The following is a 16,410-nucleotide window of genomic DNA, read 5'->3' on the forward strand; positions in this document are numbered from 1 at the left end:
GGCCCACCCCCGCCACCTGGGCCACCGAAGCCGCTCCTGCAGCACCCCTCCTCACCCTCAGGAGCCTCGTCACCGCCGCCGCTCGGGGGACGGGCCGAGCTGGAGTGCGAGGAGGAACCTGCCGTGCTGCGGATCACCGTCCTCGGCCGCCTGGAAGGCACCGCACCACAGGCATCGCGCGTGTGACATCCGGGTGAGGTGCGCGCTCAGTCGCCCGGCCGTACCAGTCCCGTCTCGTACGCGTAGACGATCGCCTGGGCGCGGTCGCGCAGGCCGAGCTTCATGAGCACCCGCCCCACGTGCGTCTTGACCGTCTGCTCGGCCAGCACCAGCCTGCCGGCGATCTCCTGGTTGGACAGCGCCTGGGCGACCAGCGTGAGCACCTCGGTCTCGCGCTCGGTGAGCACGCCGAGCCGTCCGCGGTCGCGTGCCCGGGGCGGGGACAGCCGGGCGAACTCGTGGATGAGGCGCCTGGTGACAGCCGGGGCGATGAGCGCGTCGCCGGCCGCCACCACGCGGACGGCCTCGGCGAGCTGGGCGGCCGAGGCGTCCTTGAGCAGGAACCCGCTGGCCCCGGCCCGCAGCGCCTCGTAGACGTAGTCGTCGAGGTCGAACGTCGTCAGGATGAGCACCCTGGAGCGCGCGCCGGACGGCGACAGCAGCCGCCGGGTGGCCTCCAGGCCGTCCATCACCGGCATGCGCACATCCATGAGCACCACGTCGGGGTCCAGCTCGGCGGCCCGCTCGACCGCCTCCCGGCCGTCGGCGGCCTCGCCCACCACCTGGATGTCCGGCTGGCCGCTCAGGAACGTGGTGAACCCGGTGCGCACCATCCCCTGGTCGTCGGCGATCAGCACGCGAATCATCCAGCCCCCCGTCGGCGGATCGGCACTCGGGTCACGCGGACCCCTGTTCGTCGACCGGCAGAATCGCGGTCACCTGGAAACCTCCCACGGGCACCGGCCCGGCGTCGAGCGTGCCGCCGAGCAGCGCGGCCCGCTCGCGCATGCCGACGAGGCCCTGCCCCGCCCCGGGCTCGCCGGGCGGCGCGGAGCCGGGCCCGTTGGTGACGTGCAGCCGCACGGCGCGCTCGTCGCGGCCGAGGTCGAGCATGACGGTGGCGCCGGGCGCGTGGCGCATGGCGTTGCTGAGCGACTCCTGGACGATCCGGTAGGCGGAAAGGCCCACGGCAGGCGGTAACCCGTCGAGCGAGTCGGGCCGTCTGACCAGCACCGACAGCCCGGTGGCGCGGGCGTTGGCGATCAGATCGTCGATCCGGTCGAGGCCCGGCTGGGGTGCGGTGCCGGTGCGGCCGTCCTGGTCGCGCAGGACGCCGAGCACCTGGCGGAGCTGGGCGATCGCGTCGAGGGACAGGCCGCGGATCTCGGCCAGCCCGGCCTCCAGCTGGGCCGGATCGCCCGCCGCCCGCAGCGGCACCGCCTCGGCCTGGATGGCGATGACCGACATGTGGTGCGCCACCACGTCGTGCAGCTCGCGGGCGATGCGGGCCCGCTCCTCCAGCACCGCCTGGGCGCTCACGGCCTCCTGGGTGCGCCGCTCCTCCTGCACCAGCCTGTCCGTGGCGCTGCGCCGCACCCGCACGTTGTAGCCGAACAGGACGGCGACGGCCAGCATGGTGACGGCGATGGGGGTCGAGTTGCGATGCAGGATCCACACCGCCAGCACGCTCAGTGCCAGGACCGCCATCGTGATCCGCCGGTCGCAGCGCACCGCCACCGCGTAGATCACCAGCAGGTAGCACAGGATCGCCGGCATCGTGTAGGGCAGCGGGTCACCGGAGCCGCGGTCGGTGGCCCAGGTCACGAGGGGGATCAGCCCGGCGGCGATCCGCCAGGCGATCAGCGGCCGGCGGTCGCGCAGCACGAGGGGCAGCGAGAAGGCCACGGCCGCCACGTACGGCAGGAACTGGCCGAGGCTGCCGCTCCCGCGCCATGGCTGCGGGTCGGACGCCGTGGCGATGAAGATGAGGAAGGCCAGCACCAGGTCGCCCGCCCGCGCCAGGTCGACCCGGTCGAACGGCAGCAGGCCGAGCCAGCGCGGCACGCGCAGGGTGAAGCGGCGCGGCGCCGGCGGGTCGGCGTCGCCCCGATAGAGCGCGAGCCTGAACGGCTCCAGCACGGCCGAGAACACCCCTGAAGCCTACGATCCCCGAGCTCGTAGCCGCATCGGACCCAGGTCTGATGCGCCCTCACTCTCAGGTATGGCTTACAACATTACGATCGCTGTGAGCGAACATCGGCAGGGAAGGGAACAATCATGGGCTCCAATGAATTGAGTCGATGTAACTCAACCCTTTGGAGTTCGCATGAGTGAGAGCTTGATCCTCCCGGTCCTGCCGCTCGACGACGAGGTCGTCCTGCCGGGCATGGTGGTTCCGCTGGACCTGTCCGACTCCGAGGTGCGGTCCGCGATAGACGCGGCGCAGGCATCCGGTGGCAACAAGCCACGGGTCCTCCTCGTTCCCCGGATCGACGGCCGTTACGGCGCCGTCGGCGTGCAGGCGGTGGTCGAGCAGGTCGGGAGGCTGCCGGGCGGCGAGCCGGCCGCCGTGGTCCGCGGCGTCAACCGGGTGCGGGTGGGCACCGGCACGACCGGCCCCGGCGCCGCGCTGTGGGTCGAGGCGATCACGGTCGACACCGTCGCCGCGGGCGAGCGCGCCCAGGAGCTGGCCAAGGAGTACAAGGCCCTGGCCACCACCATCCTGCAGAAGCGCGGCGCCTGGCAGGTGGTCGACCAGGTCAACCAGATCGACGACCCGTCGGTGCTGGCCGACAGCTCCGGCTACACCCCCTGGCTGACGACCGCGCAGAAGGTCGAGCTGCTGGAGGCGGCCGACCCCGCCGACCGGCTGGCCAAGCTGGTCGAGTGGTCCCGCGAGCACCTCGCCGAGCTGGACGTGGCCGAGACGATCCGCAAGGACGTCCAGGAGGGCATGGAGAAGCAGCAGCGTGAGTTCCTGCTGCGCCAGCAGCTCGCCGCCGTCCGCAAGGAGCTCAAGGAGCTCAACGGCGACTCGGCCGAGACCGAGGAGGAGGACTACCGCGCCCGCGTCGAGGCCGCCGACCTGCCGCAGAAGGTGCGCGAAGCCGCGCTCAAGGAGGTCGACAAGCTGGAGCGGACCTCCGACCAGTCCCCGGAGACCGGCTGGATCCGCACCTGGCTCGACACCGTCCTCGACATCCCGTGGAACGAGCGGACCGAGGACAACTACGACATCATCGGCGCCCGCGAGGTGCTCGACGCCGACCACACCGGCCTGTCCGACGTGAAGGACCGCATCATCGAGCACCTGGCCGTGCGCAAGCGCCGTCAGGACAAGGGCCTCGGCGTGGTGGGCGGCCGCCGCAGCGGCGCCGTGCTCGCCCTGGCCGGCCCTCCCGGCGTCGGCAAGACCTCGCTCGGCGAGTCCGTGGCGCGCGCGATGGGCCGCAAGTTCGTCCGCGTCGCGCTCGGCGGCGTCCGTGACGAGGCGGAGATCCGCGGCCACCGGCGCACCTACGTCGGCGCGCTGCCCGGCCGCCTCGTCCGGGCCATCCGCGAGGCCGGCTCGATGAACCCCGTCGTCCTGCTGGACGAGGTCGACAAGGTCGGCGCCGACTACCGGGGCGACCCCACTGCCGCGCTGCTGGAGGTGCTCGACCCGGCGCAGAACCACACCTTCCGCGACCACTACCTGGAGGTCGAGCTCGACCTGAGCGACGTGCTCTTCCTGGCCACGGCCAACGTCCTGGAGGCGATCCCGGGGCCGCTGCTCGACCGCATGGAGGTCGTCACCCTCGACGGCTACACCGAGGACGAGAAGGTCGCGATCGCCCGTGACCACCTGCTGCCCCGCCAGCTCGAGCTGGCCGGCCTGACCGCCGACGAGGTCACGGTCGGCGACGACGCGCTGCGCCGGCTCGCGGCCGAGTACACCCGCGAGGCCGGCGTCCGCTCCCTGGAGCGCTCGGTCGCCCGCATCCTGCGCAAGGTCGCGGCCAACGACGAGCTGCCCGTCGCGGTCGGCGCCGACGACCTGGTCGGCTACCTGGGACGGCCCCGGTTCGTGCCGGAGTCGTCGCTGCCGGAGGCCAGCCAGCGCACCTCGGTGCCGGGCGTGGCCACGGGCCTGGCCGTCACCGGCGCGGGCGGCGACGTCCTGTACGTGGAGGCGTCGCTGGCCGACCCGGAGACCGGCGAGACCGGCCTCACGCTCACCGGCCAGCTCGGCGACGTGATGAAGGAGTCGGCCAGGATCGCGATGTCCTACCTGCGTTCCCACGGCGCGGAGCTGGAGCTGCCGGTCACCGCGCTGAAGGACCGCTCGGTCCACGTCCACTTCCCGGCGGGCGCGGTGCCCAAGGACGGCCCCTCGGCCGGTGTGACGCTGACGACCGCGCTGGCATCACTCCTGTCGGGCCGCCTGGTCCGCGGCGACGTGGCCATGACCGGCGAGATCTCGCTGACCGGGCGGGTCCTGCCGATCGGCGGCGTCAAGCAGAAGCTGCTCGCGGCGCACCGGGCCGGCATCACGACCGTCCTGATCCCGGCCCGCAACGAGCCGGACCTGGACGACGTGCCCCAGGAGGTGCGCGACGAGCTGACCATCCACCCGGTGAGCGACGTCCGCGAGGTCCTCGACATCGCCCTCGCCCCGGCCAAGGTCGCCTCCGCGGTCGCGGCCTGACCGCCCGGCGCCCCGCCGCACCCCGGGTGCGGCGGGGCGTCCGCGCGCCTGCGGCCGTACGCGACCCCCGGGTCGGCGGGCGGCACCCCGGGGCCCCGGTGCCCCGAGGAACGGTGCGGAAAGGGAGGCTGGATCAGCTCCAGGCCAGGGCCATCCAGGGATGGCAGGGGAGGAGCCCCTGGAGGCGTCCCCGCGGTCGCCCCGGCCTTCCGCTACGACGTGGGCGTGCTCAACGCGCTCACCTTCACGATGATCGGTCACCACCGTGACAAGGGACCGGGTGTGGTGCGGCCCGGCGGCATCTACATCCGCAGCTCCGGGTCGGGTGAGGCGGTCCACGAGGGGCCTGACGGCGACCTCGTCCCCGGCCTGCTGGACGAACTGATCCAGTGGCGCAATGAGGGCGATCTGGATGTGCCCAACCATGTCCGTGCCGCCATGGCCCATCTCAACCCGGTCAAGGTCCACCCACGGCGTGACGGCAACGGGCGGATGTCCAGGGCGCTGCAGACGCTCGTCCTCGGCCGGGACCGGATCACCACCCCCGGGTTCTGCTCGATCGAGGAGTGGCTCGGCCGGCATCGCACCACCGTGGACTATGACGACGTCCTCGGCCAGAGGCCGGCGCAGGCGGGGGAGATCGGGATGCTCCTCGAAGAGCAGGTCGGCCAGGACGGGCTCAACCTCCGCTGCGTGGCCGCCCTGTACGAGGTGTTCGTGAACCGAAGGGTGCGCCGCCGCCGGCTGCGGCCGTACGGCGAGACCAAGGGCCGCTTCTACGAGCCCGGTCCCCGGATGCTGGCGATCAAGGCGGATTTCGCCCGGTGGGTCCAGCCGCTGCGGGACCCGTACCGGTAGTGACTCAGATCACCGGACATATCCGGAATACCCGACATCGCGCTGGCCGTTGACCACGGCGTGAACGAGGCATACGCGGACCACCGGAGCGCCATGGGCCCCCGGTGTTGTCGCATGCGTATGGGGCGAATGCGTACCCCGCACACCCGCTGACGATCCGCCCGTCTCCTCGAAGGTCACCATGATCACACCCCATTTCGTGCTGCGCAGGCTGAGCCACCTGCCGTTCCACCCCGGCACCGCGTAGCCCCGCCGCGCGTTCCTGACGTTTACGTCCGTTCCAGAGCGTTCGTTCCAGAGCGTCCGTTCCAGAGTTTGTGGGGAAATGTTGTGATCCAGGCTTCCGGCCTGCGCAAGTCGTACGGCGGCACCGTCGCGCTCGACGGGGTCGACCTGCACGTGCGGCAGGGCGAGATCTTCGGGGTGCTCGGGCAGAGCGGCGCGGGCAAGAGCACCCTGCTGCGCTGCGTCAACCTGCTCGAACGCCCCACCGCGGGCACCGTCACCGTCGACGGCCAGGAGCTGACCACGCTGGGCGGCAAGGAGCTGAATCTGGCCCGCCGCCGCATCGGCATGATCCACCAGCATTTCGCGCTGCTCTCCTCGCGCACCGTCGCCGGGAACGTGGCCTTCCCCCTGGAGGTCATGGGCGTGCCCGCGGCCGAACGGCGGCGGCGCGTCGGCGAGCTGCTGGAGCTCGTCGGACTCGGCGGGCGCGGCGGCGACCGTCCGAACCAGCTGTCCGGCGGGCAGAAGCAGCGCGTCGGCATCGCCCGCGCGCTGGCCGGCAACCCGTCGGTGCTGCTGTCGGACGAGGCCACCTCCGCGCTGGACCCGGCCACCACGCAGTCGATCCTGGCCCTGCTCAAGCGGCTCAACACCGAGCTCGGCCTGACGATCCTGCTCATCACCCACGAGATGGACGTGGTCAAGAGCGTCTGCGACTCGGTCGCCATCATGACCGGGGGCCGGATCGAGGAGTCCGGTGCCATCGCCGAGCTCATCAGGACACCGGGCTCGCGGCTGACCCGGGAGATCTTCCCGCTGCCCGAGCCCGCGCCCGCCGGCTCGGTCACGCTCACCTTCACCGGCGACCCGCGCCAGCCGGTGGTGTCGGAGGTCGTGCGCAAGTTCGACGTCGGCCTGAGCATCCTGGGCGGCTCCATCGAGGAGCTCCCGGCCGGCCCGGTCGGCCGGCTGCGCGTCGCCCTCACGGGCGACGACACCGGCTCCGCGCTGGCCTACCTGCGCGAGCGCGGCCTGCTGGTGGAGACGCCGTGAGTACGCCGAGGGGGAAGCGATGACCTGGGACGAGATGGCCCCGCTGCTGGGCGAGGCCACCTGGCAGACGGCGCTGATGGTGGCCTGGTCGACGCTGTTCACGGTGCTGCTCGGGCTGCCGCTCGGGGTGGCGCTGGTGGTGTTCGACAGGGGCGGGCTGCGGCCGCTGCCGGTGCTCAAGTCGGTGCTCGGCGTGATCGTCAACGTCGGGCGGTCGCTGCCGTTCATCGTGCTGATGATCGCCATCATCCCGTTCACCCGGCTGGTGGTGGGCACCACGATCGGCACGGCGGCCGTGGTCGTGCCGCTCACCGTGGGCGCGGTGCCGTTCTTCGCCCGCCTGGTCGAGACCGCGCTGCGCGAGGTCGACCTGGACGTGGTGCAGGCGGCGCAGGCGATGGGGGCGGGCCGCGCGACCGTCGTGCGCAAGGTGCTGCTGCCCGAGGCGCTGCCCGGGATCGTCGCGGGCGTCACCGTGACCGTGGTCGCGCTCATCGGCTACACGGCCATGGCCGGGACGATCGGCGGCGGCGGACTGGGCGACCTGGCGATCCGCTACGGGTACCAGCGGTTCGAGACCGGGCTGATGATCGCGACGGTGGTGCTGCTCGTGGTCATCGTGCAAATCATGCAGAGCTTGGGCGACCTCGTCGCCCGGCGTCTTTCTCATAAGTAAAAGGAAAAATCATGAAGCTTCGTAGCGTTGTGGGTGCTGCCGCACTCTCCCTGTTGCTCGCCGCATGCGGCACGTCACAGTCCGCCACCCCGGCGGGATCGGGCGGGTCGGCCGATGCCGTGCTGAAGGTGGGCGCCAGCCCCGTACCGCACGGCGAGATCCTGACCTACGTCAAGGACAACCTGGCCCCCGCCGCCGGCCTGAAGCTGGAGATCGTCGAGTTCACCGACTACGTCCAGCCGAACGTGCAGCTCAGCGAGGGCCAGCTGGCCGCCAACTTCTTCCAGCACAAGCCCTACCTGGACGACTTCAACTCCTCCAAGGGCACCGAGCTGAGCTTCGTCACCCCGGTGCACCTGGAGCCGCTGGGCCTGTACTCGAAGAAGGCCGCGGACCTGGCCGGGCTCGCCTCGGGCGCCACGGTCGCCGTGCCGAACGACGCCACCAACCTGGGCCGCGCGCTCAAGCTGCTGGCCGACAACGGCGCGATCACCCTCAAGGAGGGCTCCGGCACCGCCGCCACCGAGCGGGACGTGACGGGCAACCCGAAGAACCTGCAGTTCAAGCCGCTCGAAGCGGCGCAGCTCCCGCGCTCGCTCGACGACGTGGACGCGGCGGTCATCAACGGCAACTACGCCATCGAGGCCGGGCTCAAGCCCGCCGGCGAGGCCCTGGTGCTGGAGAAGACCGACGGCAACCCGTACGTGAACGGCCTGGTCGTGGCCAAGGGGCACGAGAAGGACGCGAACATCGTCACCCTCGGCAAGCTCCTCCAGGACCAGAAGGTGAAGGACTTCATCGCGCAGAAGTATCAGGGTTCGGTGGTCGCGGCCCGCTGAAAAGGCATTTTGGACCGTTTCAAGCGGCTTGAAAGCCGTGGGCAATGGCGGCGGCGTACGAATACGGGGACAGAAAAACTCACCTCTCCCGAGGAGTCCCCGAATGCGATTCGTCAATCGAATCCTGATCGGCGTCGCCGCCGCCACCGCGGTGGCGACCGGCGCCCCCGCCGCGGCGTCCGCCACGACCACCGCGACGGCTTCCGCCACCGGCTCGACCTCGTACGAGGCCGACTGGGGCGCCTACCACTCCGCCGACCACAAGGCCACGGCCAAGGGTCACGTGAGCGTGGAGAAGAAGAAGTACAAGGACTGGTACTGGAAGACCTATTGGGTCAAGAAGCGCGTCTGCTGGAAGGACGCCGACGGCGACAAGAAGTGCAAGTGGGTCAGCCAGAAGGTCAAGAAGCACAAGTGGGTGTGGAAGTACGAGGACGTCTTCACCGTGCACAGCAAGCTCTCCAACGACAAGTGGTGGGGCAAGAACAAGTGCGCGTGGGAAGTGTTCAAGGTCGTGACCACCGGCGGCGACACGTACTTCAAGCGGTTCAAGAACTGCCACAAGTTCCCCAAGCACTTCTCCTTCTCCGGTAAGGACGCCGCCCACATCTACGTGGACGTCAGCAGGGGCCGTCCGTGGGGCCCCACCGGCGAGCACTCGGGCTGGCAGGACGTCTACCACGCCGTGTGACCCACGCTGAGCCGCGGCCTCGACGACGAGGCCGCGGCTCCGTCATGTCCGGGGTTCTGGCGCGGCGGGAATCAGCAGAATAGTGTTCGGTCCATGCATCCGGGAGCCATCGCAGCCGTCACCCCCGACAAGCCCGCTGTGATCATGGCGGGCTCCGGAGAGGTCGTCACCTACCGCCGGCTCGACGAGGAGTCGAACCGCCTGGCCCACCTGTTCCGCGCCGCCGGCCTCCAGCCGGGGGACCACGTCGCCTTCATGCTCTCCAACCATCCGCTCTTCCTGGCCGTCGCCTGGGCGGCGCACCGCTCCGGCCTCTACTACACGGCGATCAGCTCGCGGCTGCGGAGCGACGAGCTGGCCTACATCGTCGACAACTGCGGCGCCCGGGTGTTCATCGCCGGCGCGGACCTGGCCGCGGTCGCCACCAGCATCACCGCCGCCACCCCCGGCGTCGAGCTGCGCCTCATGCTCGACGGCGTCGCCGAGGGCTTCTCCTCCTACGAGGAGGCGGTCGCGGCGCAGCCGGTCACCCCGATCCCCGACGAGTGCCAGGGCGCCGACATGCTCTACTCCTCGGGCACCACCGGCAGGCCCAAGGGCGTCAAGCCGGCCCTGTCCAAGGCGCCGCTGGCCGAGCCGAACGTGCTGCTCAAGCTCATCGAGGGCCTGTTCGCGCCCTCCGCCGACAGCGTCTACCTGTCACCGGCGCCGCTCTACCACGCCGCGCCGCTGCGCTACTGCATGTCGTTCCAGCGGCTCGGCGCCACGGTCGTGGTCATGGAGCGCTTCGACCCCGAGCAGTACCTGGCGCTGGTGGAGAAGTACCGGGTCACGCACTCGCAGCTGGTGCCGACCATGTTCATCAAGATGCTCAAGCTGCCCGCCGGGACGCGCGCCCGCTACGACCTGTCGTCGCTGGCCTGCGCCATCCACGCCGCCGCGCCCTGCCCCGTCCCGGTCAAGGAGCGGATGATCGAGTGGTGGGGGCCGATCGTGCACGAGTACTACGCGGGCACCGAGGGCAACGGCTTCCTGTACGTGAACGCGCACGACTGGCTGGAGCACCGGGGCACGGTGGGGCGTTCGCTGCTCGGCACCGTGCACGTGTGCGACGAGGAGGGCGACGACCTGCCGGTGGGCGAGCACGGCACGGTCTACTTCGAGAGCGGCGCCTTCGAGTATCACGGCGACCCGGACAAGACCCGTTCGGTCCAGGACCCGAAGGGCCGGGGCTGGACGACGCTCGGCGACATCGGCTATCTGGACGCCGACGGGTTCCTCTACCTCACGGACCGCCGCTCGTACATGATCATCTCCGGTGGGGTGAACATCTACCCGCAGGAGGCCGAGAACGTGCTGTGCCTGCACCCCCGCGTCGCCGACGTGGCGGTGCTGGGCGTGCCGGACGAGGAGATGGGCGAGCAGGTCAAGGCCGTGGTCCAGCCGGTGTCGATGGCCGAGGCCGGGCCGGAGCTGGAGGCGGAGCTGATCGCGTACTGCCGGGAGCGGCTGGCGCACTACAAGTGCCCGAGGTCGGTCGACTTCCGCGAGGAGCTGCCGCGGCACCCGACCGGGAAACTTTACAAACGCCTGCTCAAGGATGAGTACCGGGCCCGCTACCAGCAGTGATAAGCCCCACGTCAGCCCTCTCAGGTTCCTGTGATCAATGCCTTAACCCGCACTTACGCGGCTCTTGGCACTCTTGAGTCATCGGGACTTGAGGAGATGTGAGATGAACGCGAACGAGCCTCACGAGCAGGGCGCCGGAGGGTGGAGCCAGTTCGGTGACACGCCGCCCTCCGCCGGGGGCTTCCCCAGGCGCGACGACACGCAGGCGATGGCCCAGCCGGTGCCGCCGCCCCCGCAGCAGCCGTCGAAGAAGCAGGGCTTCTCCGTCCGGCAGAAGGCGATCGCCGGGCTGGCGCTGGCGGCCATGGCCGTCGCCGGCGGCGTCGTGGGCGGCGCCGTCGCCACCTCGTTCCAGGACCCGTCCATCGCCGCGGTGAGCGCGCCGAGCCCGACGTTCAAGCAGGTCTCCAACCCGCTCACCGTCGCCGAGGTGGCCCGGCGGACGCAGCCGTCCGTGGTGATGATCCAGGGCTCCACCGGCGAGGGGTCGGGCGTCGTCCTGTCCGCGGACGGGCTGATCCTCACCAACAACCACGTCGTGGTGGGCGCCGGCCAGGGCGGCCAGATGTCGGTCAAGTTCAGCGACGGCAAGACGGCCAAGGCCACCGTGGTCGGCACCGACCCGGCCACCGACCTGGCCGTCATCAAGGCCGAGGGCGTCTCCGGGCTCACCGCGGCGCAGCTCGGCGACAGCGGCCAGCTCCAGGTCGGAGACTCGGTGCTGGCCATGGGGAGCCCGCTCGGCCTCGACGGCTCGGTCACCATGGGCATCATCAGCGCCCTGGACCGCACGCTGTCGGTCGGCGGCGAGCAGGAGCAGCAGCTTCCGCCCGGCTGGGGCCGCGAGCAGGGCCAGCCCAGCCAGCCCACCACGATCGGCGGCGCGATCCAGACCGACGCCGCCATCAACCCCGGCAACTCGGGCGGCGCGCTCGTCAACGCCTCCGGCCAGGTCGTCGGCATCAACACCGCGATCGCCACGGCCGGCAGCAACGGCAACATCGGCGTCGGCTTCGCCATCCCGATCAACACCGCCAAGCACGTGTCGGAGCAGCTCATCAAGTCGGGCAAGGTCAGCCACGCGTTCCTGGGCGTGAGCGTCGCCGACGCAACCGGTGACGTGCCCGGCGCGCTGATCAGCCAGGTGACCGCCGCAAGCCCGGCGGAGAAGGCCGGGCTGCAGCAGGGCGACCTGATCACCAAGATCGGCGGCAAGCCGGTCGACGGTTCCGAGAACGTTGTCGGGCAGGTCAGAGGTTTCAAACCGGGCCAACAGGTTCAGATCACTTATATGAGGAACGGTCGCGAGAGCACCGCCACCGTGACCCTCGAAGAGAAGAAATAACAGAAGCCCCCTCCCGGACGGGTGTGCCGTTGAGATCGCTGCGGACTCGGCGGCACACCCCCCGTATGTCAGGAGTAGCGCCGGCCCTCGTCACGCCGGTACGCCCACGCCGCGACCGCCCCGGCGGCCACCGTCCAGACCGCCATCGTCACCAGCGGCAGCACGTCCGGCTCGACGCCCGCGGACGCCCACCACACCAGCTCGCCGGCGCCCCGGCTGGGCACGAACGACGAGATCGTCCGCACCAGCTCCGGCATCACCTCCAGCGGCAGCATCAGGCCGCCCACGATGGCGAACGGGAAGAACAGCACCTGCGACACCCCGATGGCCGCCTTCGACGGCAGCAGGAAGCCCAGCACCAGGCCGATCAGCATGAACGGCAGCGACGAGACGAGCACCGCGCCCACGCCGAGCAACAGCCGGAGCGGGGTGACGGCCGCCTCGGTGAACAGCGCGGCGATCAGCAGCACCGGGACCATCGACACCAGCATCACCGCCGTCGTGGTGAGGATGCGGCCGGCGAAGCGGGGCAGCGGCCCGGCGGGCAGCGTGCGCAGATACGGGTCCCAGGGCTGCTCCCGGTCCTGCGCGACCGTGATCGACAGGCCCATCAGCGTCGCCGACATGGCGCCGACCAGCGTCATCGACCCGGTGGAGATCGTGGAGGCCAGCGGGTCGTCGCCGACGAACGGCACCGCGAACGCCAGCATCGAGATGGCCGGGAACAGGCTGCTCGCCAGCAGGCCGATCGGCACCCGGATCTGCTCCAGCACCTGGTGCCGGGTGTGGGCCATGACGAGGCTAGACATGCACGCTCTCCTTCGCGGTGATGGTGAGGAAGGCATCCTCGAGCGAGCTGGGCCGGATCTCCAGGCCGGAGAACGGCACCCCGCTGCGCACCAGCTCGACGACCAGCTCGTCGGAGTCGGAGGTCAGCAGGTGGAACCGGTCGCCCTCGCGCTCGCAGGAGATCAGCCCGGGCAGCGCGGGCAGCCCGGCCGGCCCGGCCGGCTCGGGCAGCCGGTCGGCGACGAGCGAGACCCGCCGCACGCCCACCATGTCCCGCACGGCGCGGACGGTGTCGTCGGCGAGCACTCGGCCCTGCCCGACGACCACGACCCGCTCCGCCAGGGCCTCGATCTCCTCCAGGTAGTGGCTGGTCAGCAGCACGGTGCCGCCGGACTCGTGGTAGGCCTTGACGCCGTCCCACAGGGAGCGCCTGGCCTCGACGTCGAGGCCGGTCGTCGGCTCGTCCAGGAAGACCAGCCGAGGGTTGCCCACGAAGGCCAGCGCCACGGCCACCCGTCGCTTCTGGCCGCCGGACAGGCCGCCGATCTGCCGCTTGACCAGGTCGCCCAGGCCGAACCTGTCCAGCAGCTCCGCCTTGCCGGTCGCGCCGGGGAAGTGCGCGGACACCAGGTCGACGATCTCGCCCACCCGCAGCACCTCGGGCAGCCCGGTCTCCTGCGGCGTGACGCCGATGCCGCGCCGTACGACGGGATCGGCGGGGGAGCCGCCGAGCAGCTCCACCGTCCCCGACGACGGGCGGCGCAGCCCCACGAACAGGTTGATCAGCGTCGACTTGCCCGCGCCGTTGGGGCCCAGCAGGCCGACCAGCTCGCCGGCGCGGATGTCCAGCGACACGCGGTCGAGCGCCACCACCGCCCCGTAGCGGCGCGTGGCCTCGACGGTTCTGGCCAGGACGGTCATGCGGTGCCTCCCGCGGTGTCGAGCAGGGCGCGGATCGCCCTGGTGTAGTCCTCCAGGGCCGCCCGGCCCCGTCGCGTCATGGCGACGTACGTGACGGGCGTGCGGCCCTTGTGTGTCTTGACGATGCGCACGTACTCCGCCTCCTCCAGCTTGGACAGGTGCACGGACAGGTTGCCGGCCGTCATGCCGAGCAGTTCCTTGAGCGAGGGGAAGGCCATCTCGTCGCCCTCGCAGAGCGTGTTGAGCGTGACCATCACCCGCAGCCGGGCCTGGGCGTGGATGACCGGGTCGAGCTCCGGGGCGGCGTCGGTCACGAGCGCCGCCACAGCCACAGCCCGGCGGCGATCTGGCCGCCGCCGAGCAGCACCGCCGTGAGCAGCGCGTGCCAGCCGGCCCCGAGCATCAGCCCGAGCCCGTTGACGCCGGCGATCCAGACGCCGATGAAGAACATCGGCCACTGCAGCCAGACCGCGCCGCCCGCCATGTAGAGGATCGCCACCACGGTCAGCGTGCCGCCCGCCCACAGCAGGCCGGACAGCTCCGGGGGCAGCAGCGGGGACACGCGCATCGCGATCACGATCATCAGCGCCATCCCGGCGAACCACGTGTAGCCGTACATGGTGCCCTTGACCTGGTTGTCGCCGCGCGTGTGGCTGCTCATCCGCGCGATCTCGTACGCCGCCACCGAGCCGGCCGCCACCTGGGCGATCATCAGCACGGCCAGCGCCTGCATCTGGCTGATCGGCGCGTACGGCTCGCCGTTCAGGCCGTAGTGCAGGAAGAACGCGGTGAAGCCGAGCAGCCAGGCCACGCCCCACGGCACGTACATCCGCAGCGGGTCGGGCTGCAGCGCCCGGTTCGTGACGGCCCGCTGCTGCTCGATGACCCGCAGCGTCTCCTCGGGACTGGGGACCCGCTCGCCGTCGTCTGTCATCCCAACTCCTCTTGACCTCAAACTGGTTTGTACTTTAAACCAGCTTGCCGTGCCAACGCAACGGGAGGGCACCCTTCGCTCACCGCCGGGTCAGGACCTCGGACTCCCACAGGTCGCGGTAGTAGCCGGGCGCACGCACCAGCTCGTCATGACGGCCGCGCTGCGTCACCCGGCCCTCCTCCAGCACCACGATCTCGTCCACCAGCTCCAGGCCCCGGAGCCGATGCGTGACCAGCAGCGTCGTACGGCCGCGCGTCACGTCCAGCAGGTCGGTCATGAGGGCGTCGGCCGTCTCCTCGTCCAGCGCCTCGGCGGGCTCGTCGAGCAGCAGCACCGGCGGGTCGTGCAGCAGCGCCCTGGCCAGGGCCAGGCGCTGCAACTGGCCGCCGGACACGGTCCGGCCGTCCTCGCCCAGTTCGGCGTCCCACCCGGCGCGATCGGCCCACTCCTCCAGCCGGGCGTCCCGCACGGCCCGCCGCAGCTCCTCCTCGCCCGCCTCCGGACCCGCCAGCCGCAGGTTGTCGCGGAACGTGGCCTGGAAGATGTACGGGTCCTGGGTCAGGCCCGTCATCATCGCCCGCACGTCGTCGGCGCCGATCTCGCGGATGTCGATGCCGTTCACCGTGACGCTGCCCGCCTCCGGCTCCACCAGCCGCATCAGCGCCGACAGCACCGTGCTCTTGCCCGCCCCGCTCGGCCCCACGAGCGCCACCCGCCTGCCGGGCGTCAGCGTCAGCGACACGCCGTCGACCGCCGCTCTCCCCGGCCCCGGGTGACGTACCACCAGGCCGGTGGCCTCGACCGTCAGGGGAGACGCCGGGCGCGGGGCGGGGGAGACGGGGTCGGTGACGGCCGGGGGAGCGGCCTGGACGTCGCGCAGGCGGCGCAGCGCCGCCAGCACGCCCGCCAGCCGCTCACCCGCCGCCGCCAGCGGCAGCACCGGCTCGAACGACACCAGCGCCGTCAGCGCCAGCACCGCCGTCGCCACCGTGCCGGCGCCCGCGCCCTGCGCGATCAGCACGATCGCCGCCACCGTCAGCCCCTGCACCAGCGTGCCTCCGGCGAGCGCGGCCGCGTGCACCCGGGCCTGCCGCCGCTCCAGGGCGGCCAGCGCCTCGTCCGCCGCCCGGGCATCGCCCAGCGCCCGCCCGGCGGCCCCGTACGCGGCCAGGTCGGCCGAGCCGTGCACCAGGTCCGCCACCCGGCTCGCCAGCTCGGCGCGGGCCGGCGCGATCCGGGCCGACCATCGCCGCGCCGCCGCCGCCGTGCCCGCCGGGAGCAGCACCCCGGCCACCACCAGCCCGGCCACCAGCACGAGCGCCGTCACGGGCAGCACGAACAGCCCCACCACCACGGCCGCCAGCCCCGCCAGCGCCGCCGCCGCGGCCGGCAGCAGGCAGCGCACCAGCAGGTCCTGCACGGCCTCGGTGTCGTCGACCATCCGGCTCAGCAGATCGGCCCCGCCGAGGCCGGCCCGGCGCGGCGGGATCAGCGACTCGTAGAGCCGCTCCCGTGTCCCCGCCTGGGCCCGCAGCGCCACGTCGTGGCCGGTCAGCCGCTCGGCGTAGCGGAACACGCCCCGGCTGGTGGCGAACGCCCGCGTCGCCACGATCGCCACGCTCAGCGCCGCCAGCGGCGGCTGCTCGGCCGCCCGCGTGATCAGCCACGCGGCGGCGGCGATCAGGCCGACCCCGGCCAGGTCGGCCGCCCCACCGGCCAGCACGGCCCAGGTCAGCCGCCACCCCATCCGCCGCCTCACG

The 16,410-nt window shown here is 71.7% G+C and carries 15 protein-coding genes; 8 read left to right on the forward strand and 7 right to left on the reverse strand.

Translation table 11 applies throughout. The annotated features are described in order from the left end of the window. Positions 1 to 206: 206 nt before the first annotated feature. Positions 207 to 866 (reverse strand): response regulator, encoded by a 660-nt coding sequence (locus ADY59_RS40545; protein ID WP_049574521.1) that lies wholly within the window; start codon positions 864 to 866, stop codon positions 207 to 209. Between the two features lie 31 nt (positions 867 to 897). Next, on the reverse strand, positions 898 to 2,151 hold the full coding sequence (locus tag ADY59_RS40550; protein WP_053175603.1) for a sensor histidine kinase: 1,254 nt from the start codon (positions 2,149 to 2,151) through the stop codon (positions 898 to 900). Positions 2,152 to 2,326: 175 nt separating this feature from the next. Between ADY59_RS40550 and lon the strand changes: the two genes are divergently transcribed. From lon to ADY59_RS40590, 8 genes are all read left to right on the forward strand, one after another. Next, positions 2,327 to 4,687 (forward strand): endopeptidase La, encoded by a 2,361-nt coding sequence (lon, locus tag ADY59_RS40555; RefSeq protein ID WP_049574524.1) that lies wholly within the window; start codon positions 2,327 to 2,329, stop codon positions 4,685 to 4,687. A gap of 225 nt (positions 4,688 to 4,912) precedes the next feature. Then, complete coding sequence (locus ADY59_RS40560) at positions 4,913 to 5,545, forward strand: Fic family protein (protein ID WP_231619128.1); 633 nt, start codon at positions 4,913 to 4,915, stop codon at positions 5,543 to 5,545. Positions 5,546 to 5,875: 330 nt separating this feature from the next. Then, on the forward strand, positions 5,876 to 6,826 hold the full coding sequence (locus ADY59_RS40565) for a methionine ABC transporter ATP-binding protein (RefSeq protein WP_049574527.1): 951 nt from the start codon (positions 5,876 to 5,878) through the stop codon (positions 6,824 to 6,826). A 19-nt stretch (positions 6,827 to 6,845) separates the two neighbouring features. Beyond that, entirely contained in the window at positions 6,846 to 7,502 is a 657-nt protein-coding gene (locus ADY59_RS40570; RefSeq protein WP_049574530.1) for a methionine ABC transporter permease, read from the forward strand. Between the two features lie 11 nt (positions 7,503 to 7,513). Further along, positions 7,514 to 8,341, forward strand: a complete 828-nt coding sequence (locus ADY59_RS40575) for a MetQ/NlpA family ABC transporter substrate-binding protein (protein WP_049574531.1) — start codon at positions 7,514 to 7,516, stop codon at positions 8,339 to 8,341. A 103-nt stretch (positions 8,342 to 8,444) separates the two neighbouring features. Continuing rightward, positions 8,445 to 9,032 carry a hypothetical protein gene (locus tag ADY59_RS40580; protein ID WP_049574534.1) on the forward strand — a complete coding sequence of 196 codons (588 nt, stop codon included), beginning with the start codon at positions 8,445 to 8,447 and terminating at the stop codon, positions 9,030 to 9,032. A gap of 93 nt (positions 9,033 to 9,125) precedes the next feature. Beyond that, complete coding sequence (locus ADY59_RS40585) at positions 9,126 to 10,661, forward strand: AMP-binding protein (protein ID WP_049574536.1); 1,536 nt, start codon at positions 9,126 to 9,128, stop codon at positions 10,659 to 10,661. 103 nt (positions 10,662 to 10,764) lie between these two features. Beyond that, positions 10,765 to 12,006 (forward strand): S1C family serine protease, encoded by a 1,242-nt coding sequence (locus tag ADY59_RS40590; protein ID WP_049574539.1) that lies wholly within the window; start codon positions 10,765 to 10,767, stop codon positions 12,004 to 12,006. Between the two features lie 68 nt (positions 12,007 to 12,074). Here the strand turns inward: ADY59_RS40590 and ADY59_RS40595 are convergent, their stop codons facing one another. The 5 genes from ADY59_RS40595 to cydC all read right to left on the reverse strand — a co-directional run bounded on the left by ADY59_RS40595 (position 12,075) and on the right by cydC (position 16,409). Next, a complete protein-coding gene (locus ADY59_RS40595) occupies positions 12,075 to 12,815 on the reverse strand; it encodes an ABC transporter permease (protein ID WP_049574542.1) in 741 nt (246 codons plus the stop codon). Further along, complete coding sequence (locus tag ADY59_RS40600) at positions 12,808 to 13,716, reverse strand: ABC transporter ATP-binding protein (protein ID WP_049574545.1); 909 nt, start codon at positions 13,714 to 13,716, stop codon at positions 12,808 to 12,810. The genes ADY59_RS40595 and ADY59_RS40600 overlap by 8 nt, the downstream gene beginning before the upstream one ends. After that, entirely contained in the window at positions 13,713 to 14,042 is a 330-nt protein-coding gene (locus ADY59_RS40605) for a transcriptional regulator (protein WP_231619129.1), read from the reverse strand. The genes ADY59_RS40600 and ADY59_RS40605 overlap by 4 nt, the downstream gene beginning before the upstream one ends. Continuing rightward, positions 14,027 to 14,650 (reverse strand): hypothetical protein, encoded by a 624-nt coding sequence (locus ADY59_RS40610; protein ID WP_049574547.1) that lies wholly within the window; start codon positions 14,648 to 14,650, stop codon positions 14,027 to 14,029. The genes ADY59_RS40605 and ADY59_RS40610 overlap by 16 nt, the downstream gene beginning before the upstream one ends. A gap of 79 nt (positions 14,651 to 14,729) precedes the next feature. After that, the gene (gene cydC, locus ADY59_RS40615; protein ID WP_231619130.1) at positions 14,730 to 16,409 is read right to left on the reverse strand and encodes a thiol reductant ABC exporter subunit CydC; all 1,680 of its coding nucleotides are present in this window, start codon (positions 16,407 to 16,409) and stop codon (positions 14,730 to 14,732) included. Between the last annotated feature and the right edge of the window lies 1 nt (position 16,410).

Origin of the sequence: Nonomuraea sp. SBT364, assembly GCF_001083785.1 — a bacterium.
Classification (GTDB): Bacteria; Actinomycetota; Actinomycetes; order Streptosporangiales; family Streptosporangiaceae; genus Nonomuraea.

Coding starts and splice junctions, on each gene's coding strand:
- ADY59_RS40610 (WP_049574547.1), bottom strand. CDS start 14,650: ATGACAGACGACGGCGAGCGGGTCCCCAGTCCCGAGGAGACGCTGCGG.
- ADY59_RS40545 (WP_049574521.1), bottom strand. CDS start 866: ATGATTCGCGTGCTGATCGCCGACGACCAGGGGATGGTGCGCACCGGG.
- ADY59_RS40590 (WP_049574539.1), top strand. CDS start 10,765: ATGAACGCGAACGAGCCTCACGAGCAGGGCGCCGGAGGGTGGAGCCAG.
- ADY59_RS40570 (WP_049574530.1), top strand. CDS start 6,846: ATGACCTGGGACGAGATGGCCCCGCTGCTGGGCGAGGCCACCTGGCAG.
- ADY59_RS40585 (WP_049574536.1), top strand. CDS start 9,126: ATGCATCCGGGAGCCATCGCAGCCGTCACCCCCGACAAGCCCGCTGTG.
- ADY59_RS40580 (WP_049574534.1), top strand. CDS start 8,445: ATGCGATTCGTCAATCGAATCCTGATCGGCGTCGCCGCCGCCACCGCG.
- ADY59_RS40600 (WP_049574545.1), bottom strand. CDS start 13,716: ATGACCGTCCTGGCCAGAACCGTCGAGGCCACGCGCCGCTACGGGGCG.
- lon (WP_049574524.1), top strand. CDS start 2,327: ATGAGTGAGAGCTTGATCCTCCCGGTCCTGCCGCTCGACGACGAGGTC.
- ADY59_RS40575 (WP_049574531.1), top strand. CDS start 7,514: ATGAAGCTTCGTAGCGTTGTGGGTGCTGCCGCACTCTCCCTGTTGCTC.
- ADY59_RS40595 (WP_049574542.1), bottom strand. CDS start 12,815: ATGTCTAGCCTCGTCATGGCCCACACCCGGCACCAGGTGCTGGAGCAG.